This window comes from Mycoplasma sp. CSL7503-lung (assembly GCF_025515455.1).
GTDB lineage: Bacteria > Bacillota_I > Bacilli_A > Mycoplasmatales > Metamycoplasmataceae > Mycoplasmopsis.
The window spans coordinates 1-26,158 of record NZ_JAOPHP010000016.1 but is presented as its reverse complement, the minus strand read 5'-3'; the positions used below and the strand labels follow the sequence as shown (position 1 = coordinate 26,158).

Annotated in this window: 22 protein-coding genes; 13 read left to right on the top strand and 9 right to left on the bottom strand. The window is 25.9% G+C overall.

Annotated elements, in window-relative coordinates; all coding sequences use genetic code 4:
• Positions 1-387 precede the first annotated feature (387 nt).
• The 8 genes from N9R85_RS02785 to N9R85_RS02750 all read left to right on the top strand — a co-directional run bounded on the left by N9R85_RS02785 (position 388) and on the right by N9R85_RS02750 (position 10,824).
• Positions 388-1,449: a phosphatidate cytidylyltransferase gene (locus N9R85_RS02785; RefSeq protein ID WP_262858497.1), complete on the top strand. Its 1,062-nt coding sequence runs from the start codon at positions 388-390 to the stop codon at positions 1,447-1,449.
• Positions 1,450-1,459: 10 nt separating this feature from the next.
• Positions 1,460-5,842 carry a PolC-type DNA polymerase III gene (locus N9R85_RS02780; RefSeq protein ID WP_262858496.1) on the top strand — a complete coding sequence of 1,461 codons (4,383 nt, stop codon included), beginning with the start codon at positions 1,460-1,462 and terminating at the stop codon, positions 5,840-5,842.
• An 11-nt stretch (positions 5,843-5,853) separates the two neighbouring features.
• Positions 5,854-6,666: a Cof-type HAD-IIB family hydrolase gene (locus N9R85_RS02775; RefSeq protein ID WP_262858495.1), complete on the top strand. Its 813-nt coding sequence runs from the start codon at positions 5,854-5,856 to the stop codon at positions 6,664-6,666.
• A gap of 180 nt (positions 6,667-6,846) precedes the next feature.
• Positions 6,847-9,231, top strand: a complete 2,385-nt coding sequence (locus tag N9R85_RS02770) for a phosphoketolase family protein (protein ID WP_262858494.1) — start codon at positions 6,847-6,849, stop codon at positions 9,229-9,231.
• Positions 9,232-9,350: 119 nt separating this feature from the next.
• Positions 9,351-9,542: a DUF6088 family protein gene (locus N9R85_RS02765; RefSeq protein ID WP_262858493.1), complete on the top strand. Its 192-nt coding sequence runs from the start codon at positions 9,351-9,353 to the stop codon at positions 9,540-9,542.
• A gap of 67 nt (positions 9,543-9,609) precedes the next feature.
• Complete coding sequence (locus tag N9R85_RS02760) at positions 9,610-9,963, top strand: DUF6088 family protein (protein WP_262858492.1); 354 nt, start codon at positions 9,610-9,612, stop codon at positions 9,961-9,963.
• On the top strand, positions 9,953-10,489 hold the full coding sequence (locus N9R85_RS02755; protein ID WP_262858491.1) for a nucleotidyl transferase AbiEii/AbiGii toxin family protein: 537 nt from the start codon (positions 9,953-9,955) through the stop codon (positions 10,487-10,489). Before N9R85_RS02760 ends, N9R85_RS02755 begins: the two co-directional genes overlap by 11 nt.
• A gap of 71 nt (positions 10,490-10,560) precedes the next feature.
• On the top strand, positions 10,561-10,824 hold the full coding sequence (locus tag N9R85_RS02750; RefSeq protein ID WP_262858490.1) for a nucleotidyl transferase AbiEii/AbiGii toxin family protein: 264 nt from the start codon (positions 10,561-10,563) through the stop codon (positions 10,822-10,824).
• Between the two features lie 200 nt (positions 10,825-11,024).
• Here the strand turns inward: N9R85_RS02750 and N9R85_RS02745 are convergent, their stop codons facing one another.
• Positions 11,025-12,401 (bottom strand): ribonuclease III domain-containing protein, encoded by a 1,377-nt coding sequence (locus N9R85_RS02745; protein ID WP_262858489.1) that lies wholly within the window; start codon positions 12,399-12,401, stop codon positions 11,025-11,027.
• A gap of 168 nt (positions 12,402-12,569) precedes the next feature.
• Here N9R85_RS02745 and dcm point away from each other — a divergent pair, with 168 nt between their 5' ends.
• From dcm to N9R85_RS02720, 5 genes are all read left to right on the top strand, one after another.
• Positions 12,570-13,535, top strand: a complete 966-nt coding sequence (gene dcm, locus N9R85_RS02740; protein ID WP_262858488.1) for a DNA (cytosine-5-)-methyltransferase — start codon at positions 12,570-12,572, stop codon at positions 13,533-13,535.
• 16 nt (positions 13,536-13,551) lie between these two features.
• Positions 13,552-14,313, top strand: coding sequence for a hypothetical protein (locus N9R85_RS02735; RefSeq protein WP_262858487.1), 762 nt, complete (start codon positions 13,552-13,554; stop codon positions 14,311-14,313).
• 176 nt (positions 14,314-14,489) lie between these two features.
• The gene (locus N9R85_RS02730; RefSeq protein WP_262858486.1) at positions 14,490-16,373 is read left to right on the top strand and encodes an MIP family Ig-specific serine endopeptidase; all 1,884 of its coding nucleotides are present in this window, start codon (positions 14,490-14,492) and stop codon (positions 16,371-16,373) included.
• 277 nt (positions 16,374-16,650) lie between these two features.
• Entirely contained in the window at positions 16,651-17,382 is a 732-nt protein-coding gene (locus tag N9R85_RS02725) for an MAG0920 family protein (protein ID WP_262858485.1), read from the top strand.
• Positions 17,383-17,397: 15 nt separating this feature from the next.
• On the top strand, positions 17,398-18,096 hold the full coding sequence (locus N9R85_RS02720; RefSeq protein ID WP_262858484.1) for an MAG0920 family protein: 699 nt from the start codon (positions 17,398-17,400) through the stop codon (positions 18,094-18,096).
• A gap of 24 nt (positions 18,097-18,120) precedes the next feature.
• Here N9R85_RS02720 and N9R85_RS02715 read toward each other — a convergent pair whose 3' ends face one another.
• The 8 genes from N9R85_RS02715 to N9R85_RS02680 form a co-directional block, all read right to left on the bottom strand.
• A complete protein-coding gene (locus tag N9R85_RS02715) occupies positions 18,121-19,047 on the bottom strand; it encodes a DHH family phosphoesterase (protein WP_262858483.1) in 927 nt (308 codons plus the stop codon).
• Positions 19,037-21,193 (bottom strand): PhnE/PtxC family ABC transporter permease, encoded by a 2,157-nt coding sequence (locus tag N9R85_RS02710; RefSeq protein WP_262858482.1) that lies wholly within the window; start codon positions 21,191-21,193, stop codon positions 19,037-19,039. The genes N9R85_RS02715 and N9R85_RS02710 overlap by 11 nt, the downstream gene beginning before the upstream one ends.
• Positions 21,193-22,065, bottom strand: a complete 873-nt coding sequence (gene phnC, locus N9R85_RS02705; RefSeq protein ID WP_262858481.1) for a phosphonate ABC transporter ATP-binding protein — start codon at positions 22,063-22,065, stop codon at positions 21,193-21,195. The genes N9R85_RS02710 and phnC overlap by 1 nt, the downstream gene beginning before the upstream one ends.
• A gap of 5 nt (positions 22,066-22,070) precedes the next feature.
• A complete protein-coding gene (locus N9R85_RS02700; protein WP_262858480.1) occupies positions 22,071-23,378 on the bottom strand; it encodes a PhnD/SsuA/transferrin family substrate-binding protein in 1,308 nt (435 codons plus the stop codon).
• A gap of 300 nt (positions 23,379-23,678) precedes the next feature.
• Positions 23,679-24,299, bottom strand: coding sequence for a hypothetical protein (locus tag N9R85_RS02695; protein WP_262858479.1), 621 nt, complete (start codon positions 24,297-24,299; stop codon positions 23,679-23,681).
• A 175-nt stretch (positions 24,300-24,474) separates the two neighbouring features.
• The gene (locus N9R85_RS02690; protein ID WP_262858478.1) at positions 24,475-24,879 is read right to left on the bottom strand and encodes a nucleotidyl transferase AbiEii/AbiGii toxin family protein; all 405 of its coding nucleotides are present in this window, start codon (positions 24,877-24,879) and stop codon (positions 24,475-24,477) included.
• Positions 24,872-25,465 (bottom strand): type IV toxin-antitoxin system AbiEi family antitoxin domain-containing protein, encoded by a 594-nt coding sequence (locus N9R85_RS02685; RefSeq protein WP_262858477.1) that lies wholly within the window; start codon positions 25,463-25,465, stop codon positions 24,872-24,874. Before N9R85_RS02685 ends, N9R85_RS02690 begins: the two co-directional genes overlap by 8 nt.
• Before the next feature lie 434 nt (positions 25,466-25,899).
• Positions 25,900-26,158, bottom strand: a 259-nt coding sequence (locus N9R85_RS02680; RefSeq protein WP_262858476.1) for a hypothetical protein, incomplete at its 5' end; no start/stop codon positions are given.

Sequence of the window (26,158 nt, the reverse complement as noted above, 5' to 3'; positions counted from 1 at the left end):
GCTGTTTTAAAATCGGTTTGATCAATAATTTTGCAATATTTAACTTTTTGTTCAAATGTAAAATGTTTGGACATAAAAATAACACTCCTTTATTTTGGAGTGTCAAATTTTTTTCACCTAACTTACTTTATTTTGGAGTGTCAAATTTTTTTCACCTAACTTAATTATTTTTTAATATGAATTTTTATTTTACTTTTATAACTTAAATGTTTTTTAGAAGTTAATGTAGTTCATTCAAAATTTAGTATTAGTTAGCTATTTATTCTTTATTATAAATTTCACTATACTTATTAGCAAATAAGAAAAATTCTTTAATAACATGCAAAAAAATATCTTTTATATTTAAAATATAATAACTTTTAATTAGTAATCGTTTATAATATAAATATGATTTCAAAAAACGAAAAAATGAATGCTCTTATTAGTCAAAGAATAATTCCCGCAATCATTATTGCGGTTATTTTTATAATGTTTATTATTATAAATAGATATAGTTTTTATTATAGTTATAATTTAGAACTTGCCCCATTTTGAATATTAAGAATAATGTCTTTAATATTAATTTCTAGTTTTTTATTTATATTACTTTTTGAACTTTCGAAAGCTTACTTGCAAAAAACGAAGTTATCAATTTTAATATCATTTATTGGAATTATCGCATTATTTGTTAATGATAAGTACTTATTAAATATACTTATTTTAAATAATTCTAATCCTATTTTAAGTAGGGAGTTATTTGAAAACGGTTTTACTGATAGTATACTAAAGAGTAATATTTTTAATTATATATTAGGGAGTTGACAAACATATATCTTTATTTTATTATTGACGATAATATTTATGTTATTTAGATATTATTCTAATGATAATAAAACTAATTTTTTAGCACTTTTACATAGGGGCATAAGTTTTTTCTTGTCTATATTTATTATTATTAGCTTTATTAAAACTTATATTTATTTAAATACCTTAAGTACAGGTTTAGAATATATAATTATTTTCTTTATTTTTTCTATTTCTTATGATACCGGCGGATTTTTTGGCGGTATGTTCTTCGGAAATAAATTATTTAAATCTAAGATGGCTCCATTAATCAGTCCTAAAAAAACTTGAGAGGGGGCTATAATTGGGTATGTATTTGCTATTTTAATTGCTTTAATTTTTGTTTGAAGTTATTATGGTATTACTCAAAAAAGCAGTAGCAATATTTTGTCAGAATTAATTTTTGATAAAGATATTAGAAAATTAAGTTTTTCATTACTTATTATGGCTTCGCCTGTTTTTGCATTGTTAGGAGATTTATATTTTTCATATATAAAACGTAGATTGGAAATTAAGGATTTCTCAAAAATACTAAAAGGACACGGTGGCATATTAGATAGATTTGATAGTGTATCGTTTGTTTTTGTTTTGTGAAGTTTAATCGGAATTATTGCTTGAAGAAGTTAAAAGGAGTTATATGTCTAAATTTAGAGATCACTTATTAAATAGTTTTGCTATTTATTCTGGTTTAAAATACGATCCAGAATTGGATGATGTTATACTTGAACAAAATAGCGATAATGAGTTTACTTTTGTAATACATTCGATTTTAAATTTCAAAACATTTAAAAATTTATTATGAGCTACAAAAAACTCCAATAAAGCGAATAAAAATAAATTTAATTTTATTGTTAAAAATTATGTATATGAATCATTAGAATTTAGAGAATATCTTTTAAATATAATACCTGCATTAATTAAAAAAATACCAAAAGTTGCTGAATTAATTAAAAAAAATAGTTCAGCTTTAGTATTAAATCCAAATAATGGAACATATATAATAAAGCATGAATCAGATATTACTGAAGAAGAAATTGATGAAGCTAAAAATATAATTAGAAACGATATGATTCGTTATGGTTTTAAAGATTTTCAAATTGATTTTCAATTAGTTGAAACAAACAATACTTTTAATTATATTGAAGAACATGATAAAGAACTTCAAAAATATATAAAGGAACTTAATCAAAAAGAGATTAATATTCAAAAAACTAATAGCTATAATCCTAATTCTTATAATAATAATAATTCTAATTTTAGATTTAATAAATTTTCTAAGAATACATATAATCATGTAACAATAAAAGAAATGTCAACTTACTCAGAGTTAGAAACAAATAAAAAAGTTCATTTTGAAGGGGAAATTTATCGTCAAGAAATTAGAAGACTTGGTAATGTGTATGTTGCAAAATATAGTTTAACCGACTACAAAGACACCATAACTGTTTCGCATTATTTAGGTGAAGATAAAAATAATGCAACAATTTATAAAGTTGGACAATTTATTCTTGTTGATGGCTTATTACAAATAAATAGATATGGTTTTGACCTTAACAAAAATGTTAGGTCAGATAAAATTATTGTCGGAGATAACCCTTATCACAATGTTACCTTAGATGATTCAGAAGACAAGAGAATTGAATTATCAACAAGAACTAAAATGAATACTATGGATGGTATTTTATCAGCAACAGATTTAGTAGAAATTGCTAAAAAGCATGGTCACAAAGCCGTTGCAATATTAGATTCTAATTCAGTTCAATCGTTCCCAGAATTTACGCAAGCAGCGAAGAAAAATGGTATAAAACCAATTTATGGTGTTTCTTTTGATATTATTGAAAAAGGTAATAATATTATTTTAGGTGACTTTAATCCTAATATAAATATTAATGATGCTGAATTTGTTGTTTTCGATATAGAAACAACTCATTTATCACCAAGAATCGGAGAATTAATTGAGTTTGGTGCAACTGTAATTAAAAATGGTGAAATCATAGAGAAATCACAATTTTTTGTCAAAGCCAAAAAAGCGTTATCAGCATTCACAACAAATTTGACGGGTATTACTCAACAAATGGTTGATTCTCAAGGTATTGAATTAAATGAGGCTCTTGATAAAATTTATGAATTATTCAATAATAAAATAGCAGTTGCACATAATGCAAAATTCGATATGAATTTCTTAATACAAAAATTTTTAGAAACTAATAGAGAATTACCAAAAACAACTTATATAGACACTTTAATGATTTCAAGAATCATTTTTGAAGACAAGAAAAGACATAGCTTAGGTGAATTTTGTAAAAACTTTGATGTTATTTATGATACTGAAGTTGCCCACCGAGCAGATTATGATGCGGAGGTCTTAGCAAGCGCCTTTAAAAACTCTATTTTTTGATTTATGGATAATAATGTACAAACATTAAAAGAGTTAAATGAATTTAACAGAGACCAAAATTTATTTTATTCTAAGATGAACACAACATTTAATCAATATTCAGTAATTGCGTTGAATAATGATGGTTTAAAAGAAATTTTTCAAATGATTTCGAAAACATTAACACAACGTTTTTGAAACTCTCCAAAAATGTTTTTTGATGATTTACCTAAAAGTAAAAATATATTAATTGGTTCAAATGGCTTAAGAGGTGAGTTAATTGATAAATTACTTTATTCAAATGATATAGAGTTGGAGAAAATAATCGAAAGATGTGATTATATAGAAGTTCCTGCTCCGCAAGCTTTATCTCATAAATGAAGTGGGAAAGATGATTTTACAAAAGAAGAAATTGAATGGTTGCTTAAACATCTTATTAACAAAGCAAAAAGTTTAAATAAAATGGTAGTAGCTATTGGTGATGTTAGGTACGAGACTAAAGATGATGCAATATTTTTTAAATCATTAGTATATTCAAAAGGAATCGGAAATACTTCTCATTTTTTATTTGATTATAGAAAAAAAGATAGTTTACAAATACCTACATTAAATTATTTAACAACTAAAGAAATGATACATCAATTTAGTTTTTTAGGTCATTTAGATTTAGTGAAAGAAATTGTTATAGAAACTCCAAACAAAATTGCTGATATGGTTGAAGATAACATTGTTGTTACTCGTGAAAAACTTTATACACCTAAATTTGATAATTCAAATGTAAAATTAAAAGAACTAGTTTACAATAATGCACATAAAAAATATGGGGATAAATTACCTGAAATTGTAGAACTAAGAATAAAACAAGAATTAGATCCTATATTAAAATATGGTTTCGATGTTGTTTATTGAATTTCACATATTCTAGTAAAAAAATCAGAAGAAAATGGATATATAGTTGGTAGTCGTGGTAGTGTTGGTTCTTCTTTTGTTGCTACAATGGCTGAAATAACCGAAGTTAATCCGCTACCACCACATTATATTTGTGATAATTGTAAATATTTTGAGTTGGTTAAAAATCCACCGACCCCATCGGGTTATGATCTAGATGATAAAATGTGTGAAAAATGTAATATTTTAATGGATAAAGATGGTAATTCAATACCTTTTGAAACTTTCTTAGGTTTTCAAGCTGATAAAGTTCCGGATATTGACCTTAATTTTTCGAGTGAATATCAAGGTTTTATACATGATTATATCAAAGAACTTTTTGGAGAATACCATACTTTTAGAGCCGGAACAATATCTACTATAAAAGATAAAACAGCATTCGGATATATTAAAAAAGCAAACGAAGAGTTTAACTTCGGTTACACAAATAGTTATATAGACTTTTTATCATATAAAATTGAAGGTGTTAAACGTACCACTGGTCAACACCCTGGTGGTATTATCATTGTTCCAAAAGAGTTTGATGTAGAGTATTTCACACCAATTAATTATCCTGCGGATGATACTTCATTAAATTGAAAAACAACTCATTTAAATTTTGAATCTATACATGATAACTTATTAAAATTAGATATTTTAGGTCATAGAGATCCCACAGCTATTGCTATGTTATCTAAAATGACAGGGGTTAATGTTAAAACAGATATACCTAAAAAAGATCCTAGAGTTATGTCCCTATTTTATAGTACTAAAGAATTAGGTATTCAACCTAGTGAAATCGGGGATGAACCAACAGGTGCTGTAGGTCTACCAGAATTTGGTACTAACTTTGTTAGAAAAATGCTTAAGGATGCAAATCCAAGAACATTTGCTGATTTAATTTCTATTTCAGGATTATCGCATGGTACAAATGTATGAAAAGGTAACGCAGAAACATTAATTAAAGAACAAAATATGTCTGTAAGTGACGTTATTTCTTGTAGAGATGATATTATGTTAATTTTAATTAAAAAAGGTCTAGATCCGTTATTTTCATTTAAAGTAATGGAAAAAGTTAGAAAAGGTAAAGGATTAAGTCCGGAAGAGCAATCGGAATTAAAGAAAAATAATATTCCTGAATGAATGATAAAAAGTATGTTGATGATTGAGTATATGTTCCCTAAGGCTCATGCTACAGCCTATGTTATTATGGCTTGACGTATTGCTTGATTTAAATTATATAAACCACTAGAATATTACTCAACATATTTATCAATACGTGTATCTGAGTTTGACATTAAAGTCATTGTTGATGACTTTAAAGCAGTAAAAATTAATGAAAAAATTAACGAAATAAACAAGTTAAAAGATAAGAAGAAATTAGATGAAGACCTTTTGGTCACCCTAGAAATAGCACGTGAAATTTATGCCAGAGGTTATAAAATTTCTAATATTGATTTAATGAAATCTAAAGCAGACGAATGAATAATTGATTATGAAAATAAAGCTTTAATTCCCCCATTTACATCTGTTAAAGGTTTAGGTCTTGCTGCTGCTCAAAAATTAGTTCAAGCTCGTGAAGAAAGACCGTTTATTTCAAAAGAAGATTTTAAATTAAGAAGTGGTGTTAATAAAACTATAACAAATGTATTAGATGAATTAGGTGTTCTAAAAGACCTGACAGAAACAAATCAAATGTCATTATTTACATTATAAAAGGAGATAAAATGAATAAACCAAAAGTAATTTTTATAGACCTAGACGGAACAACTTTAGATGGTCCAGGTGAAAAATTTTGACACAAAGAAGCGACAGAATATACAAAAAATATAATTAGAAAATTACAAACACAAATTCCGGTTATTGTATCAACAGGAAGAGGTGTTAATCCTAAAACAGCTAAAATAGTTAGAGATTTAGGTTCTGAAACTTATATTGCTTGAAATGGTGCTCAAACAGTTATAAAAGGTGAAGTAGTTAATAAAGAAATAGTAGATCCAAAAGTTGCACAGGAACTTTTTGATGAAATTAAGAAAAGTAAATCTTTCGTAGTTTATAATTCGAACTCAAGAGATTTAGCGTTTGTTAAAAACTGATTTTATAAAATTCTTATGGGATTTGGCAAGAAAAATGCTAAAAGATATAAAGAGTACAAAAATGATTTTGACGTATATAAAGCTCTTGTTTGAAATTTAAATAAAGATAAAATCAAAGAATTAGCCGAAGAATGAGGAAAAAAATTCGAAGGTAGATTAACCGTTACAATTAGTGGTAACAATAATATATTAGAAATAACAGGTGCAAATGTATCAAAAGGAGATGAAGAATTAAGGTTATGTAAACTTTGAGGAATTGATCCTAAAGATGCAATGCATATAGGTGATTCTATGAATGATGCTTCTGCTAAAGGCAAAATAGGAAAACTTGTTGCTATGGCTAATTCAGTTGATGAATTAAAACAAATAGCTGATGAAGTTACAAGTCATTCATGTAATGACTCCGGATTAGCTAAGTATTTAAAACAATTTATAGAAGAATAAAAGAAGATATTCGGTATTTACTGAATATTTTTATTAAACTTCTATAATATAGTGGAAAATGTGAAATAAAAACATATTTTTATAAAAAATAGTATAAAAATAATATAATAAATATACTATAGTTATCTTTTTAAAAAAAGATTCTTTTAATAAAAAACAAAATAATAAATTAGGAGATTTATGAAAAAAAATGATTTTGATAGTAAAGAATATTTAGATAAAGTTCATGCTTGATGAAGAGCAGCAAATTATCTATCATTAGGTCAAATGTACTTAAGAAATAATCCTTTACTTTTTGATAAAATTCGTCCAGAAGATATTAAAATGTACCCAATTGGGCACTGAGGAACAATACCTGGTCAAAACTTAATTTACGCACACTTAAATCGTGTAATTAATAAATATGATTTAGAAATGTTTTATATTTCTGGTCCAGGTCACGGTGGACAAGTTATGATTTCTAACTCATTTTTAGATGGAAGTTATACAGAATTATTCCCTGAAATTACAAATGATACCGAAGGGTTAACAAGAATGTTTAAGAGATTCTCATTCCCTGGTGGTACAGCATCACATGCTGCTCCTGAAACACCTGGTTCAATTCACGAAGGTGGGGAATTAGGATATTCAATTTCACACGCAGTAGGTGCTATTTTAGATAATCCAAACATTATTGCCGCAACAGTTATCGGGGATGGTGAAGCAGAAACAGGTCCTTTAGCAGGAAGTTGATTCTCATCATCATTTATTAATCCTGTAAATGATGGAGTTGTATTACCTATTGTTCATGTTAACGGTGGAAAAATTTCCAACCCTACAATTTATGCTAGAAAAACTGACAAAGAAATTTCAGATATGTTAGCTGGTTTTGGTTGAGAAGCTATTTTTGTTGAAGCTGATCCAAAAGATACAGTTGGTATTCATGAATTAATGGCAGAAAAATTTGATTTAGCAATTGAAAAAATTAAAGCAATTCATGCTGAACAAAGACAAAGACCAGCCGAAGAAGCAACAAGACCTGTTTGACCTGCTTTAATCGTTAGAACACCGAAAGGTTGAACATTACCTGAAAGAATTAATAATTTAAAATATGAAGGAAGTTTTAGAGCTCACCAAGTCCCAGTTCCAGTTACTTCAGAAAATCCAAAAATGATTGGTGAATTAGAAAATTGATTATTATCATATAAACCACATGAATTATTCAACGAAGATGGTTCATTCAAAAAAGAATTTGCTGATATTGCACCAAAAGGTGAAAAAAGAATGGCAATGCACCCAATTACAAATGGTGGTGTAAACCCTACAACACTTAATTTTGGAAATTGAGAAGATTTTGCACTTAAATTTACTAAACCTGGTGAAGTTAAAGACCAAGATATGGTAACAGCTAGCTATTGATTTGCTGATATTATCAAAAGAAATCCAACAAACTTTAGAGCTTTTGGACCTGATGAAACTAAATCAAATAGATTATTTGAAGTTTTAAAAGTAACAAATAGACAATGAATGGAAAAAATTGATCCTGAATTAGACGAAGCTTTAAGTCCTGCGGGAAGATTAATTGATTCACAATTATCTGAACACCAAGCAGAAGGATTCTTGGAAGGTTATGTATTAACTGGACGTCACGGATTCTTCGCTTCATATGAATCATTTTTAAGAGTTGTTGACTCTATGTTAACTCAACATATGAAATGAGTTGTTAAAGCAAATAAAATTTCATGAAGAAAAGATTATCCTTCATTAAACGTTATTGCAACATCAACTGCGTTCCAACAAGATCACAACGGTTATACACACCAAGATCCAGGTATTTTAGGACACTTAGCAGATAAAAGACCTGAATTAATTAGAGAATATTTACCTGCAGACTCAAATACATTATTGGCAGTTTTAGATAAATCATTTAGAGAAAGAAATGTAATTAACTTAATTGTTGCTTCAAAACAACCTAGAGAACAATTCTATAACGTTGAAGAAGCAAGAGAATTAGTTGAAAAAGGTTATAAAGTAATTGATTGAGCATCAACTGTTAAAGAAGGTGAAGAACCTGATTTAGTTGTTGTAGCAGCAGGAACAGAACCAAACTTAGAAGCATTAGCTACAATTTCGATTTTAAATAAACATTTCAAAGATCTAAAAATTAGATTCGTTAATGTTGTTGATTTATTAAAATTAAGACATCAAAGTATTGATCCACGTGGTTTATCTGATGAAGAATTTAATTCAGTGTTTACAACAAATAAACCAATATTATTCGCATTCCATGGGTTCGAAGGTTTAATTAGAGACTTTTTCTTCTCACGTAGAAACCACAATTTATGAGTTCACGGATATAGAGAAAATGGTGATATTACTACATCATTTGATATACGTTTAATGTCACATATGGATAGATTCCACATGTCTAAAACAGCTGCTAGAGCAGTGTACGGTCAAGAAAATGTTAAAGATTTCTTAGGTTTAATGGACGAAAAAATCGCATACCATAACTACTATATAAAAGAAGTTGGTATTGATATCGATGAAGTTAGAAATTGAAAATGAGAAGATTTAAATAAATAATAACAAAGAAACTGAACTTTAACGAGTTCGGTTTTTTTGTTTTACTGAATGAATTTTGCATTCAAAAATAATTTTGCACCGAATATTGCATAATATTTAGTGCAAAAGGAGAATGCTTTATGAGTTATAAAAAACAAATAGTTGAAAAAATTAATAGTTTTAGTTCTAATTATGTTTTTATCACAAATGATTTTTATGATATTGCAAATTACGAAACAATTAAAAGCACTTTAAATCGGCTTGTGCAAAATAAGAAAATATTTAGAATTACGAACGGTGTTTATTATAAACCACAATATTGAATTAATTAATTAGTATGAATATCTTTCTGTAAATGAAGTTGCCAATGCTATTGCTAGAAAATATAATTGAACAATAGTGCCTTCTGGGACTACAGCTCCTAATTTATTAGGATTATCAACACAAGTTCCTGCTAAATGAATTTATATTTCGGATGGAAGATATGTTAATTTTCATTTCGGAAATTCAACTATTGAATTTAAACATAGCAACAATAAAGATATTTCTAACATTCCTACATTAGTAGCAACAATTATACAAGCATTAAAATCGATTGGAAAAAGTAATATTAATGAAGAACAAATTAAACATTTAAGCCAAAAATTATCTAAAAGTGAAAAAGAATCTCTATTGAAATACGGAAAAACTACAAGTGTTTGAATTTATCAAATTTTAAAAAAAATATCTAGAGGAGATGATATTGAAATATAAAAAAATAGAAAAAATCCAACTTGAAAAAATAATAAAAAATACTTCACAAAGAAAAGGAATAAATGAATCGATTATTGAAAAAGATTATTGAGTTTGTTTTGTGTTAAATTATCTTTTTAATGAATTCAATTGAAAACATTATTTTACTTTTAAAGGCGGCACAAGTCTTTCTAAATGTTTTAACTTAATTGAAAGGTTTTCCGAATACATCGATTTAGTATTAGATTCAAAATTTCTTGGTTGAGATTTCAGCGATCTTTTAACAACTCGTTCAAGAACACAACAAGAAAAAATCAATAAAAACATTAATAAAAAAACGGCTGAATTTTTAAAAAACGAAATGATTCCAATTATGTTTAATGATTTTCAAAAAATATTAAATGAGGAATTTGACATAAGAATTGCAGATAACGATGCACAAACAATTTTATTTGAATATCCTAAGTCTTTTACTTCTAAATATTTAACACAATCAATAAGAATTGAGGTTGGTGTTTTATCAACTTCAGAACCTTCAAAAAAATAAATATAAGTTCTTATATTCAAGAAATATATCCACAACTTTTTGAAGGAGGAGAAATAGAAGTAAAATGTATATTGCCTGAAAGAACTTTTTGAGAAAAAGCGACTATACTTCATCATGAGGCAAATAGACCAAAAGATAAATCTATGCCAATAAGATACGCGAGGCATTATTATGATTTATATTGTATTTCAAATTCCAAATATAAAAATATTGCACTTAATAATTTAGATATTTTAAAAAGTGTATTAGAGTTTAAGGACAAATTTTACCCAAAAGGATGAGCAAAATATAACGAAACTAATTCAAAAAATATAATACTTATTCCCGATGAATAGAAATTAAAAGAAATAAAAGAAGATTATATGAAAATGAAAGAAATGTTCTTCGGAGATTCTCCAAGTTTTGAAACTCTTATAAACGAGATAAAAAAATTAGAAAAAGAAATACATGAACTGTAATTTAAAAACCTTAGCGCTTTAAAACACCAAGGTTTTTAACTAATAAATAGTCTAGAGTAGTTTCGTAATTTTTTCAACTATTTATCTTTGAATTTGTTATTAATTGCTAAATGCAATTGATTAGAAAGTGAATTTAACGCTTTTGTACGACTGTTTGATTCAATTTTTTGAGTCATTGTTTCAGAATTATTTTTAAATAGCAATGAAACGTTTAATTCAATCTTATCTTTTGATATTTGTTTTTCAGTGATATCAGTAATTTCGATTTTATATTTCTCAAATTTATTTTTTAAGCTAGCAAAAGGTTTGGATTCCTTTTCATAAGTGGCTATTTTTGATGCTAAATCATTGGTTTTTTTATTTTTTGCTTTTGGTTTATCTATATTTTCAATATAGTTAGCAATATAATTTTTAACTTCAGATTTTAACTTATCTTTTTTAGGTGCAGAAACTTTAAAGTCATGGTTAGTGTTTTGGTTATGAAGTTTCAATTTACCTACAAAGAATCAAGTTGTAGTACCGCTTTGCTTGCTTTCAAATTTAAATGTTAGAGATTCGACTTTACTTAAATCATCTTTATTTATATATTTTTCCAACTCTTTTTTAGAAGGTGCGTTTAAATTATTTTCGTAATCATTTAAACGGCTAGTAGATCATTTATATAATTTCGCAATTACATCGTTAATTGAATCTTTTTTCTTTGACTTTTTAGATTTAAACTCAATTAAATTATTATTGTTTAACTTATCTTTAACAGATATTACACTTTCTCAATTATTGTTTGAACCTTCTTTAACAAGTTGAGAAAGTGTATTTGTAACATCAATGACATTTAATTTTATTAGTTTATCAATATTACTTTTTTCTGTTGGAATTTTGAATGCTACCTTATTTTGTTTAGAAATTGCAACTTCTTTACTATTTTTAACTGTGTTATTAATAATATTTTCGTCACTTTTTCCAGAAGATTCACCAATTTGTAGTAGTCTAATTACAACATCTCGAGTAATATTAAAATCATAATTTGAGTCTATATATACAGCTCCAATGATTGCTTCGATAATATCAGCATTTTCTTTAGAGCTATCGTCCTCGTCGTTTGTTCGACTAGAATGCTTTAATTCATTAATGTTAATTGTTTTTGCGATTATTTTTAAATGATCATTTTTAAAGTAACTTTGTGATTCGTCGTTTATTTTACCTAAATCAACCTCAATGTCTAAGCTAGGGATGTCTTTTTTCTTATATTTACCAATCAAATATTCTTTGACAACTAAATTTAGAACAGGATCCCCTAAAAACTCAAGGTATTCATTATTTACGGTTTTTAAACCGTTTTCTAAACTTCCACCATTACTATTTGTATTTGAGTATCCTTTTGTAATTAAGGCCTGATGTAGTAAAAGTGGATTTTTGAATTTGTACTTTAATATATTATTTTGTAGTTTAATCATATTTGTCTCCTTTATTTTTGTAAATAGGTTTAAAATATGCGAAACTACTCATTAATATTTTATAATAAATAATCCATTTTTTTAAATATTATTTCAACAAAATTGATTCATTTACCTAATCAAATTATAGATATGATAAAATTATTTTTATTAAGTCAGTGGAGGTTTATGTCTAAGATAAAATTTATGGATTTTTGTTCCGGAATAGGTGGTGGACGCCTAGGATTAGAAAAAAATGGCTTAGTGTGCGTTGGACACTCTGAAATTGACAAAAATCCTGATAAAACATATAATTTATTTTTTGGTGATTATAATAATTATGGTGATTTAATGAAAATTAATGTCAACGAACTTCCTGATTTTGATTTTATGATTGGCGGTTTCCCTTGTCAAACTTTTTCTATTGCCGGAAAGAGAGAAGGTTTCAATGATTATAGAGGAATGATTATCTATGGTCTTATTAATATTTTAAAAATTAAAAATATTAAATATTTTCTATTTGAAAATGTTAAAGGTCTTATTAGTCATGATAAAGGTAATACTTTTAAAATAATTCAAAATGAGTTAAACAATGCAGGTTATAATGTCTATAGTAAAATTCTTAATAGTTCACATTTTAGTGTTCCACAAAAGAGAGAAAGAATTTATTTAGTAGGAATTAAAAAAGAGATAGATAATAATAAATTCAAATTTCCTACTGGCGAACCATTAAAATATAATTTTTCTGATTTTATTGATGATGGAAATTCACATGTTTTTGACATTTATAGTCCCACTTTTCAAAAATATTTAAATAATAAATACAATAAAGGAAAATATACAACTGAAGATATTTTAAAGTTAAATGATGTTGTAATCGACACAAGACAATCAGACATAAGGATATATCAAAAGATTTTCCCTACCCTTAGGACAGGTAGGCATGGTTTGTTATATGTTAAAAATGGAGTTGTTAAAAAATTGAGTGGTTACGAATCATTGCTTTTACAAGGTTTTCCTAAAAAACTATCTGAAAAAATTAAAGATAATGAGGATTTTAAAGATAATAAAATATTATCTCAAGCAGGGAATGCTATGACTGTAACTGTTATTGAAGAAATTGTCAAAAATATCATCGATAGTTTAGATTTATAAAGTGGAGCTAAAAAAAGTGGTTAAATTAATAGAGTTGGGTTCTAAAATCGCAAAAAACGGATTTAAAAATGAAAAAGATGTTGTAAACAAATTTAATAATTGAAAAAATGATGAGGATGCACAAAAATGATTATTAATTATGGGATATTCGGAAATTAGTAACATTGATGAAGTAAAAGCTCTCGTCTTAAGAGGTTACAAGACTGATGTAAGTGTATTAATTCTAATAAAATCAAAAGAAAAGTATCAAATAGAAAATATTCAAGTTAAATTAGTTAGTAATAAAAAAGGTTTTAATCAAATTGATAAAAGATGATTGTGTAATTATAAAAAAATTTGAAATATACCTGAAAATGTTTATAAGTTATTTGCTTATTTTACTGGAGAATTAAAACCGTACAAGAGCAATACAAAAGATAATAAAAGAATGTTTATTTATGAATTTACAATTAATGAGCAAAATGAGTTATTGAATTGGATTGATAAGAATAAAGAAAATATTGTCGATTTTATTTTTAAAGGAGAAGGTGAATATAAATCAAATTGATTTTTAGTTGCTCAAAAAATTAACGATAACGCTAAATGAATGTTTTTGAATATTGATGTAGTAATAAATTTTTATTATGATAATAAGCAAGTTACAATTAGTCCGAAAGGTTCTTTAAAAATAGGAAAAATTACAATCCAAAGAAAAGGTGGAGATAGAGGCAAAAATACTGCTAATATGTTGCAATTTAAAATAAATCCAGCTGAATTATTTGGTTTAATGATTATTTAAAAAAATAGTTCTTATTTTATAAAGATTTCATTTTTAATTATTGATTAATGCAAAAAAAAACATTTTTATCCCGATTTTTAAGCCTAAAAAATATTTTTTCACTTTTTATTAAAACTTATATATAAGTATATAATTTCAAATATTGATTAAATATTCATAATAAGGACGGTAATAAAATGAAAAAGAAAATATTATTATCAATGATATCGACAGTGATTCTACCTACGATTGCGGTAGTTTCTTGTTCACAAAATAAATATAATTCTCCTAAAAAAGAAGTGAACAAAAAAGATATTGAAAATAATGATAACTTACCTAAAATAGAAGCACAAAATAATGAAACTAATAGTGATACTTCACCAAGTAAAACTGAAAATTCAGCGGATTCAACAAGCTCAAATACTAATGCTCAAGATCAAAGCAATACTACAAACTCAAACGATAATGAAATAAATAATCCTGGAGATACTAGTGAAACTCAACCAAACAATAATAACGGTGTAAGTGGAGAGAATGGAGCGCAAGACGAATCTTCACAACCTAATATGCCGGAAATACCTCAATTTGATGCAAATTTCTTCAATAATTTAAGAAAAAAAGATCATCAATACTCAATGGATGTAAGTAAATATACAAAACCAAACGAACAAGATATTTATAAAGAAATATATGATCGTACATTTGCAATTAAATTTGGAGTAAATTTAGGGGCAGACGATAGTTCGTTTTTAGCAACTTCAGGAGGTACTGCTTGATTGCTTGATTATCATAAACAAGACGAAAACAAATATAAGTTGTTCTTAGCTACTAATTTACATGTTATTGGAATGTTATCTAATACTTTAGAGGAAAAAGTTGCAAAGCAATTGAATTATGAAGACGAAAGAGGATTTAAGGCTAATTCTATTTCAATTGGAAAAAGTAGTGAATACATAACAGATTTTACTGCTAAAAGTAATAATTTTAATTACGCAGGTGATGAACGTTATAGGGCAAAATGATTAACAAACAATCAATTATTCACAAAAAGAGAAAGAAGTGATGATGACGCTTCCAGAACAGAAATGGCTCAGACAGATGCTATTTCAAAACCTAAATTAATTTTTGCGGGTTATGATTTTATGAATCATGAATATATAAATAAGTATCAACAAGAGGTTAAAAGAAAAACTCAAGAACGTTTTGATCAGTTAAATGCTCAAAATTCTGAAGATATTAATGATAAGAGTAATTCAATTTGAGCACTTAATAATACATTACAAAATGATAAATATATACCTTTCTACACTGACTTTGCCGTTTTTGAAATAGATGTAGATTTTTCAAAAATGGACCAAAATTATTCAAAATGATTTAAAGATGCGATAGATGCTTTAGACCAATACATTGATAGAAACAAGAAAAATATAACACCTAACCAAGACAAGTCTGTTTCAACATACACACTTACAACAGATTATATAAGTGCAATGCAAAATTCCGGAGAAAACTTAACCAATGCAAAAGATGTTTATATCGGTGGATATCCAGCTTTAGGTTCATCTTCAGCTTGAAGCCGTAATAATCCGGTAGAGAGAAATAGTGACGAAAATTGATATACAGGTACTTCAAAAAATTCAGAAACTTTTGGATTGCCAGCTAGAGCTTATGAAGAAAAAATGACAAATAATAATTTTTCTCCATACACAGAAATATTCGGTAAAACATTAGCGGATTTCTATGGATTTACGCAAAGAATTAACTTTTCATCATTATATTATGGAGCGTCAGGTTCAGTTGTTTATAATGAATTTGGACAAATTATTGGAGCATATAGCGGTGTAAGTAGTAATGTAGAATATGGTGATTTAAGTAAATCGGGTTCATTTACACCTTTATTATTATCAAATGATTATACATTCAATAACGATACTATTAAGGCATATAATTTGATTGACGGAACTGATAAAACTAAATATTCTGCTCAAACTGCTTCATATCGTGAAAACTTAAGTAAAGTTTATCCAAATGGGTTCGAAGTTGGCAAAAAAGATACCGCAATATTTACAGATGGTTATTAAAATAAAAAAAGCATAAATTAAGTGATAAGATCTTAATTTTGCTTTTTTTAAAATTCAATTGCATTTAAAAATTTAGCAACCCAAAAGAATCTAATATAAATATTTTAAAAGTTAAAGTATTGTTGAAACAATATTGAATTTTTAAATATATTAAGAGCATTATTTATAGATTTTTTAGTTTACATTAAATAAAAATGACAAAAATATGTTTTTAATTGTAAATTTACTATTATTAAATATAATTTTCTATCATATAAAATAAATAAAAAGGAGAAAAATGACAAATTTAGTATTAGTTTTTGCTTTTGTGTTAATACCAATGTTTTTATTATTGTTAATGGTAAATAATACAAAGTGAAATTTTAAAATGTATATTGTATTATTTGACAGTATGCTAAAAAAATTAAAGAACAATAATTTAAAGATAAATGACAAACAATTAAAGAGAATTTTAAAAACATTAAGTGTTTTGGTTCTTTGATTATTTGTGATTAGTTTATTTGGTGTTGGGTCTGTAGTTATTAATGTTATAACAATTATTTCTAAAACAAGCGATTTTATTGCGTTAATACCTTATTTACCATTAGTTTTATTATTTATACCACCAGTAATATTTTTATTTTTATTTGTAAGAGTATTAGTAATTCTTATTAAATTTAAGAAACTAAATAATAACAAAGATGTTTTATTGGAAGAAAAGTTTGACGTAAATAAAAGTGATCTAGAATTTAAAAATATTTTTAAATCTAGACGAATGATATATTCATATAAATTATCTGCACAAATTTTTATGTTTTGAAGCAATAAAATAATTAATGTACGTAAATTTGATATGGATAGATTCTTAAAGAATATAAATAATAAAGAAGAATTTGAATATATTACATACTTATTATTGTTTTCTGGTTCAAACCACATCCTTGATAACCAAAACAATTCTTTAAGCGACGAAGAAATTATTAAAATTTGAAATAATTTAGATGATGTTTATTCAAATTTTAATAAGTAAAAGGAAATAAAAAACATGGATAGTATATATTTATTCATTATAATTTTTTTAGCAAATCTTACTTATGTTAGTTTTTGTTTTAGAATACCATTTTTAAACGTTAAATTTTTTTATTCTGTATTTAATTCGTTATTTCTTAATTCGAAAAATAAAAATTTAAAAATAAATCAAGAAATTGAAAAAATAATTAAAACAAAAATAAGAAATTTTTTAATTTACACTTCTTTCCTAACAATTTTGTCAATTGTTTTAATTCCTCTAATTATTTTTTATTCAATGAATGAAACTATTGAAGTTTCAAGAAAATGAGGAATTATTTGGGTCGTTTTAGGTATAATCACTCTTATGCCTGTTTTATATTTTAATGTTCTTTGAATCAAAACTTTTTCTAATTATATTAAATATAAAAAGGTTAATTTAAGTAATTCTACGTTAGAAGAAGAAGTTAAAATAGAACCACAAAAAATAGAAGAAAAAATTTTTAGAGTAAGAGAACTTTTAATAACTATTAATAATAAAAATAATGAAGTTGAATCGACATTAGCTTCGATATTTAATATAACTAAAAAACAAAAGCAGTTTGATTTTTACTTTTATTTATTGCTTTTCTCAGGTAATAATCATATTTCTTTAAATGATGATAGTTTAAGCGTTGAACAAATAATAAATTATTGAAATAATAGAGAAAGTATCTTTAATGAATTAATAAAATAAAAGCCGCTTTTAAACGGCTTTTTATTATGCAGTTATTAAATTATTAATATAATTTATAACTTCATCAATTTTATCTTTATTTTTAATTATAAATCCACTTGAATTATGGTGACCTCCGCCACCGAAATGTCTAGCAATCTTTGAAACATCAAAGGATCCGTTCGATCTAATTTCGGCTCTATAATCCCCTTGCTCTCTTTTTAAAAAAGCAACTATAATATCTGTGTTTGAAATTTCAACAAATTTAGCTACCAAAGGTCTTGCGATATCGTTAGTTATTATATCGTTTGATACTGTATATGTTACGTATTCAACAACTTTTTTATTATTGCATACCTTTCAAATGGTATTTAGTTCTTCATTATTAAGTTGCATTTTGATTAGTAAAGAAGAATAGTTTAAATTGTGTTCAAATAGCACTTTCATAGCTTCAAAAGTTTCAGAAGATATATTTCTTTCTTTGAAAAATTCGGTATCGGTTAAAATTGCAACCGCCGCACCTTCAAGTGCTAAATTATTAGTTTTAAGATTCAAATGCTTTATAAGCATTGCAATTAATTGCCCTGTAGCAGGTCAATTATCACCACCTATTTCAAATAGTCATTCATTTTCAAATGGGTGGTGATCTATTTTAATAGATTCTTGAGTTATAACTCTATGATCGTAAATTCTTGATTTTGTTGAAGTATCAATAACTATTTTAAGACTTTTGTCGAAGAATTCATCAGATACAAGGTTTGTTTCTTCTTTTAATAAAAAACTTAAATTACGTGGATAATCTTTACCTGATATTTTGACTTCTTTAATTTTTTTTGAGTTAAGTAAAATTAATTCTTTTAATGCAACGGCACTACCTAAAGTGTCTCCGTCTGGTTCTACATGAGTACATAAAGTTATATGTTCAGCTTGAGATATTATTTCTCAGAATTTTTTGAGTTGATTAACTAGCATGTTTTTTACTTTCGATTGATTTTTTTTCGAAAAATTTTGAATTCACTTTGTCAAAAGATTGTAAAGATAGTTTTAACCTTTTGTGTCATGATCAAATTTTTAAATTTTTATTTTCATTCCAAACTCTTAAAAAAGCTTCTTTTTTAAGAGTTTTTAACTCTTTATAAATTATACTAGATTCATTTGATATTTTTCTTTTTATGTCTATATATTCACTGAATTTGATTTTATTTTCAAAATAAAATTTATTAGATAATTCGTTATTAAATTTTGCAATATTATATTTGGCAATTCTATTATCGTATACAAAAATTTGTTTATTTATATTTGATAATGCTAGTGCTTTTATTAAAGTTTTATTTCTGAAATAATTTTTAAGGAAGACATTTTCATCTAAAAAGTACCCGTTCATTATTTTCTTTCTAAGAATATTAGAAATTTGTTCAATTATTAGCAATAATACAATTGTAAATATTAAATAAGAACTTAAAATGCTTCAATAACGAATATCGGCAGAATAAACAGTTATTTGATATCCATAATCACAAGCTCCTACAGCTCCAATAATTACAGTACTTTTGAAATTAATTTCAATTCTGTATAAAAAGTTAGAAAGAGTTTGTGGTAATATTTCTTTAATCACCCCGATTTTAATTTTAGTCCATGTAGAAAGGCCTAAACTCTCAAGAGACTGAAATACTTTATCATCTATTTTATCAACGCTCTCGTTAATTAATTTTGCGAGCATACCAATGCTATGAATTCCTAAAGCTAAAGTTCCTGCTCATATAATTGAATCTTTTTGTCAAAGTAAAAATATTAATGCGTATGTAAATGGCGGTATTGCCCTTAAAGTTATAATGATAAATTTAAATAATAATGAAATAAATCTTCCTGATACTTTTTTAGATGCTAGTATTCCAAAAAATAAACTAAATATCAATCCTATAATACTTGCTAAAATAGCAATAGCTAACGCTTCAGTGCCTAAAATAATAGGATTGTCACCGCTATCTCATTTAAATACACTTAAATTCGGATTAAATAAATTTTTAACGCCTTCGTTAAAATATGCAAACCCTTCCGGTCCTGTTGTTCTAAATTCAATTGAAAATAAGGAAGTTATAAATAATATAAAAATAATTATTGAAACAGTTATTTTTATATAAATATTTTTAGGTTTTTGTTTTTTAAGTTGTTCTAGTTTACTATTAAAATCTAAATTTTCATCAATTGTGGGATGCTTTGCCGAGTATTCTAATATTCGTTTTTTTACTAAAAATGTGAATATTTCTAACAAAATCATAAATGCTACAAGTATTCAAATTGCAATTGATAAGTGCGCAAAATTATTTGGAACTGCATATTCATCTGCCATTAACTGACCAATTGTAGAAATTCCAATAATACTTAAAATTGCTGCAAAACGAACAACCATTTCAAAACTATAAAAACCATAACTAACAATTCTTTTTATTAAATATGGAAGAATAGATTTTTTAAATGCTATTCATTTAGTGTTTCCTATTGCTTGTAATCCATAATAACTAGACACATCATATGTATCTAAATCTTCATATAATCATTTTGCCATTAATGAAGCAACAAAAATAGCTATAGAAAGAGTAGCGACTAAAGAAGGAGATAAAATAAAATAAATTATATAAGCATACACTATTGGTGGTATTGTTCTCATAATACTCATAAATGCACGCATTGGTCCATAAATCCAAGGTGTTTTAATAAAATTTTTGGAGCTTAAAAGTGAAATCGGTATACCTAAAAAAATACCTATTATTGTTCCTAAAATTGAATACGAAATAGTTTGCCAAAGTAATTTTAAGCTTTGGATAGTGGTATCTGCTATTGTTATGTCCGTTTTTGAACCTATTACTGCATTTGTATTAAATTTAAAAAAATTAGTTATTAATTTTATAAAACTTTGAGAATTCTGGAAATCTGGTTTTATTTTGATAAATAATAAAATTATTGCAATTAAACTTACTGCTAATGTTAAATAAAAAAGTCAAGGAAATTTTTTAGTTACCTTTTGGCCGTTAATGTCTATGAATTTAGGTTTGAAGTAGTCATAAATCACTCGAAAAAGTTTTTTAAATTTAAAGTTTGATTTAATTAAGGTATTCATTATTTAAGGTCCTTAATTTTAAACATTATTTCTTCTTGAATTATTTCTCTCTTTCTCTTTGTTTCAAGAAATTGTTGTTGATCAAATTGTTCTAATTGTTCACCATAAATGTTTTTTAATACTTCTAAATTAACTTTATCTCAACTTCCATCAAATACCACTTCACCTTTTTTGATTCCTATGATTCTATCGGCATATTGGAGTGCTAAATCTACATGGTGTAAATTTGCTAAAATAGTTATTTTATCCATTTTGTTAACTAATAAAAAACCGTCCATAACAGATTTAGCCATAATAGGATCTAGTGCACCTACAGGTTCATCAGCCAAAATAATTTTAGGTTTTTGAGCTAATGTTCTTGCTAGTGCAACACGTTGCATTTGCCCTCCACTTAAGTCTTTAGCTCTATCATACGCGTTTTCTAATATATTAACTCTTGCTAAGCATTGATAAGCAAAATTAATATCTTCTTTTGAATACCAATCCAAAAAGGATCTTAATGGGTACATTTGTGGAAGTCTTGCCGCAAGAACATTTTGTAAAACGCTAATATTATCAATTAAATTGTATCCTTGGAATACAATGCCTACTTTTGTTCTAAATTCTCTTAAAGATTTTCTTTTTAAGTTATTTACATTAAAAGGTCCGACAGTTAATGTTCCTGATGAAATTTCATTTATTTTGTTAACAGTTTTTAATAATGTTGTTTTGCCTGCTCCTGATAATCCTATAATAGCAACGAATTCACCTTGGTTAATAGAAAGATTGACGTTAGTCAATCCTTTTTTGCCGTTAGGATAAGTTTTATCTACATCTTCTCATTTAATGTTTCAATCACTATTTGTTTTGTTTTCGCTTGTTTTTAATTTCATATTAATTACTCGCCTTTAAATGATTTAAAACCTGTAAAGTGTTTTTTAAATCATGCTTCAGGGAATATGTATGAACCTGATGAAGTTGTAGATGTGTACGCAAATTTAATTAAACCTTTAACTTCGTCTCATGGTAATGTTCAATTTGATCCTTGTGTTTCTAATGCGTTTTTAATTTTTAATGCTATTTCAGAATCTTTTTTCGCCATAATGTATGAACGATAATAACCAACTACTGGTAAATTACCATTTGCAGAATTTATTAAACTATCAACTTTTGTTTTAAGAGCTTCACTGTAACCATTTTGTTGATCAACTGTTTTTGGAGCATTTTCTATATTTTGCGGAATATATAATTTAGATTTCTTGTTTTGAGAATTAAATGTATTGTAACCGTTTATTGCGTCTACTAATATTTTTTCATCTGTAAAAGCAGGTGTTGTTGTGTTTGTTGTGGATTCATATGGATCTATTATTTGAACTGATCTACCGGCTACTAAAATAAAGTTTGTTCCTTGAGCTTGTTCTGCTCATGAACCTGCTGGTAAGAACGCAACATCAATAGAACCTTCTTTTAATGCATTTGCAGCTGCGTTATATTCTGTAGCTGTTGAAATTTCTATATTATATCCTTTATCGTTTAAGTATTTTTCTAGTGCTTGTGAAGCTTTTCTAACTTCTGCGGGGTCACTCGAAGGTATAAATTGAATTTTAAATTTGTTTGTTGAACCTTGCTTTCTTGTAACTGTACCGTTATTGATATCAAAATAATCAGAACCTTCTGTTAAAGGAGTTCCATAAGTGTTTACTTTTGTACCCTTTGTATCAATAATTATTTGTCCATTTTCATCTACTGATGAATAATCATTGTGGCTATATGTAGTAAAAACAAATTTTGTTTTTCCAGGGTTTTGAATATCGGAAATTTGTAATTGAGGATTATTTTTGTCTCTAATTGCTGATTGCAAAATGCTTTTAATAGCTTCAACGTCCCCTCTTTTTAAAGTTGATCTAGCTTGTACACCGTCATTTGTGATTATTTCTGTTGCGCCAACAACAACTAAATTGTTTGAGTTTTTAATCAAAACTCTTGTATCACCTCAACCTGCAGCTAATGTTGCGGTACCTAAATCTAATTTTGTCATTTCATCAGAATAACCGTTTGCTTTAATTAAATTAAATTCTGAGTTAGAATCTTTGTCATTTTGGTTTGTCGAATTAGAACATGAAGCAACAAGAATAGGGAAAGCTCCTAGTGTAGTCAATGTTGCTAATTTTAATGTTGTTATAAATAATTTTTTAGTTTTTTTCATTTCTTTCTGCCTTTGTATTTTAATTCTAAGTTATATTAAGTGTGTATAATTTTAGAAATTGTCTTTATTAACTTAAAAGACGTAATACACTTTTAAGTTTAGCAACTAACTTATAAATCAATAATAAATGCAAGGATGTAAAGAGTTTTTTTATGTTTTTATCTATTTAAATTCATTTTAGTAATTTTAATAATTATCATATATAATTAAAGTTAACCTGCAATTAAAAAAATGCAATTTTAAAAATCTTTAATAAAAAATAAGTCTCGTTATTAATAGGCATTGAGACTTATTTTTTATTTAATCTAATGTGAATTCTTTTGTTAATTCTACGGTGTCTTGAATATATTGCCCACGTCTTTGGCTGGCTTCTCTTATATAATGTGATAATCAAAGTTTTAATGTTATTGTATTTCCATTTTTTGAAATGATTACATCATCTTGAGATTTATGTTCTCCGTTTGAATTTGCTCTTAATGATGACTCTTCTTTTGTTGAACTATCATAAGAGTTTTTAAATGTGTAAATATTCGTATCTTGTTCTAAAATAACTTTTTTATCAGGATTATTGTATGTTGGTTTATCATAGAATTTTTTTCCAACCCTATCATAATATAATTTACTTTCACCATCATTTAAACCTTTTAAAAATTCTTTATTTACTATGGTGATAGAATTCATGAAAGGTTCTCTATTTTTTTCGAAACTAAATTCTTCTTGTTGTGTATTAGTATTTGCGTTTGTGTTAATTTCTGCTTCTGTACTTGTGCTTTGGTTTGAAATTGTTATAGTAGTTTCAACTTTAGATTTACTTTCTTCTTTTTCTTTTTGTTCATTGTTGTTTGTTGTAGAACATGCTACTGACGCAATTGTAGCGATAGGTAACGCTAAAATTGAAAATAAGGTTTTAAATTTCTTCATGTATTATTTTGTCCTTTCATTTTTGATAGGTTTTTTATTATATCATGTTAAATATGTAAATTATAAAAAATATAATAAAAAACCTAAAAGGACTTATTTATAGTACTTTTAGGACTAAAATGTAATTTCAAGCGCAACATAATTAATATAAAATTAAGTAGAGCATTTGAAGTTTTTAATAAAAAATGGTTCCACTAGCTTTTTCGAGTTTACATAAAATACTTGCTCGAAATCCTCTATATCGGTCTTTTTCTTTAATAGGCTTAATACTTTGCAATTCATAATGGATAACGTCAGATTGATTAAATATTAAAATTTCTTTTAATATTTTAGTTATATTCTCTTCTGATAATTGTGAATTTCAAAAATGAAAATCTATATCAACTGTGCTTCTTGAGTTAATTCTGACTACACTAGACAATAAGAACCCGCCTTTAAAAACGAATTTTTCATTATATTTACTTTTAGATAATTTTTTTAATACACTTTCTAAAAAGTAATATAACATAACGTTATTAAATGGTAATTCAACTTCTTTACTAACTTTATGGCATAATGCTATTAATTTATCTTTATTCACAAACAATCTCCATAACTTCTATAACTTTTTTTTGAATACCCATTTTATTTGCTATTTCATACAGTGAATGTATATTTTTATCTTTGTAAGAAAAATATGATTGAACTAGTTTAACATAAACTTCAGTATCCATTTTGTCTTTATGAGAAATAAAATCACATAGTATTCTTTCATATGAATAAAGTTTAATTTTATTTCCGAACATTGTTGATTTTTCTATTATACCCAAATCGTAAATTGATTTGTTTGTGTAATGAATGTTAAAATTATTTGATTTTTCGTTAAATTTGTACCCGTTATAAACAGTTACATCAATATTTCGAGGTATCTTATCTATCAGACCCAATAAAAAAAGAGCTGTTTCATAAGAAAATATAGCTTTTTTAAATCGATATTGATAAAAATATAATTCGTCATAATCGCCGTTTTGAGTAATATAAATACCTTTTTCAACTTTTACTAATAATCCTTTTTTAACCATTCTAGTTAAATAAACAGTTGGAATATTGTTTTCTTTACAATAGGATGTTGTTATTATTCCGCCGGATTGTTTTAAATATTTTTTAATATTATTTTCATAATCCATAAATACTCTCCTTGATTTGTTGCTTTTACACTTCTATTATATCATTTTTTAAGTGTGGAAGCAACATTTCTAACTTATAAATTTTTTACGTTTATTAAAAAATAATGTTCTTAATTAAGAATTAATTCTTAAAGTTGTTTATTCTTATTTTTCTCTTTTTAAATTTGCAAGTAAATATTTTAAACCATGATTTTCTAACGATTTACTTTTAGATTATATTGATTGAATTGTTTTATTTTTGCTAGCTAATTTTTCACATCAAAATTAGCGTATTTTACACTATGATTTGTGTGAAAATATTTAGGTCTAATCTTGAATTTTTGAAGCAATTTTTCAATAATAATATTATATCGTTAGCTGTTTTAGTATCCTGTAAGTTTCGGTTTAAAATCATATTTGTTTTGTGGTCTATAATAACATACAAGTAATAATATTTATATGTATTTTATATCCGTTGTTCAAACTATTCTAAATTTTAAATCAACTATATTCTTAATTTCGTTATTTACTCAAATATCACTATATTTGTGTTCTTTTGGTATTTTTTGTTTACCTTTTATATATGATTGTGACTTATATTTAGAAGCTTCATATGAAAGTCTAAATTCATATTCTGTGATGTTATTATTATATTCTTTAAAATGTTTTCTAAACTTTTTATCATTATTAAATAACTTTATAAATTGATGATAC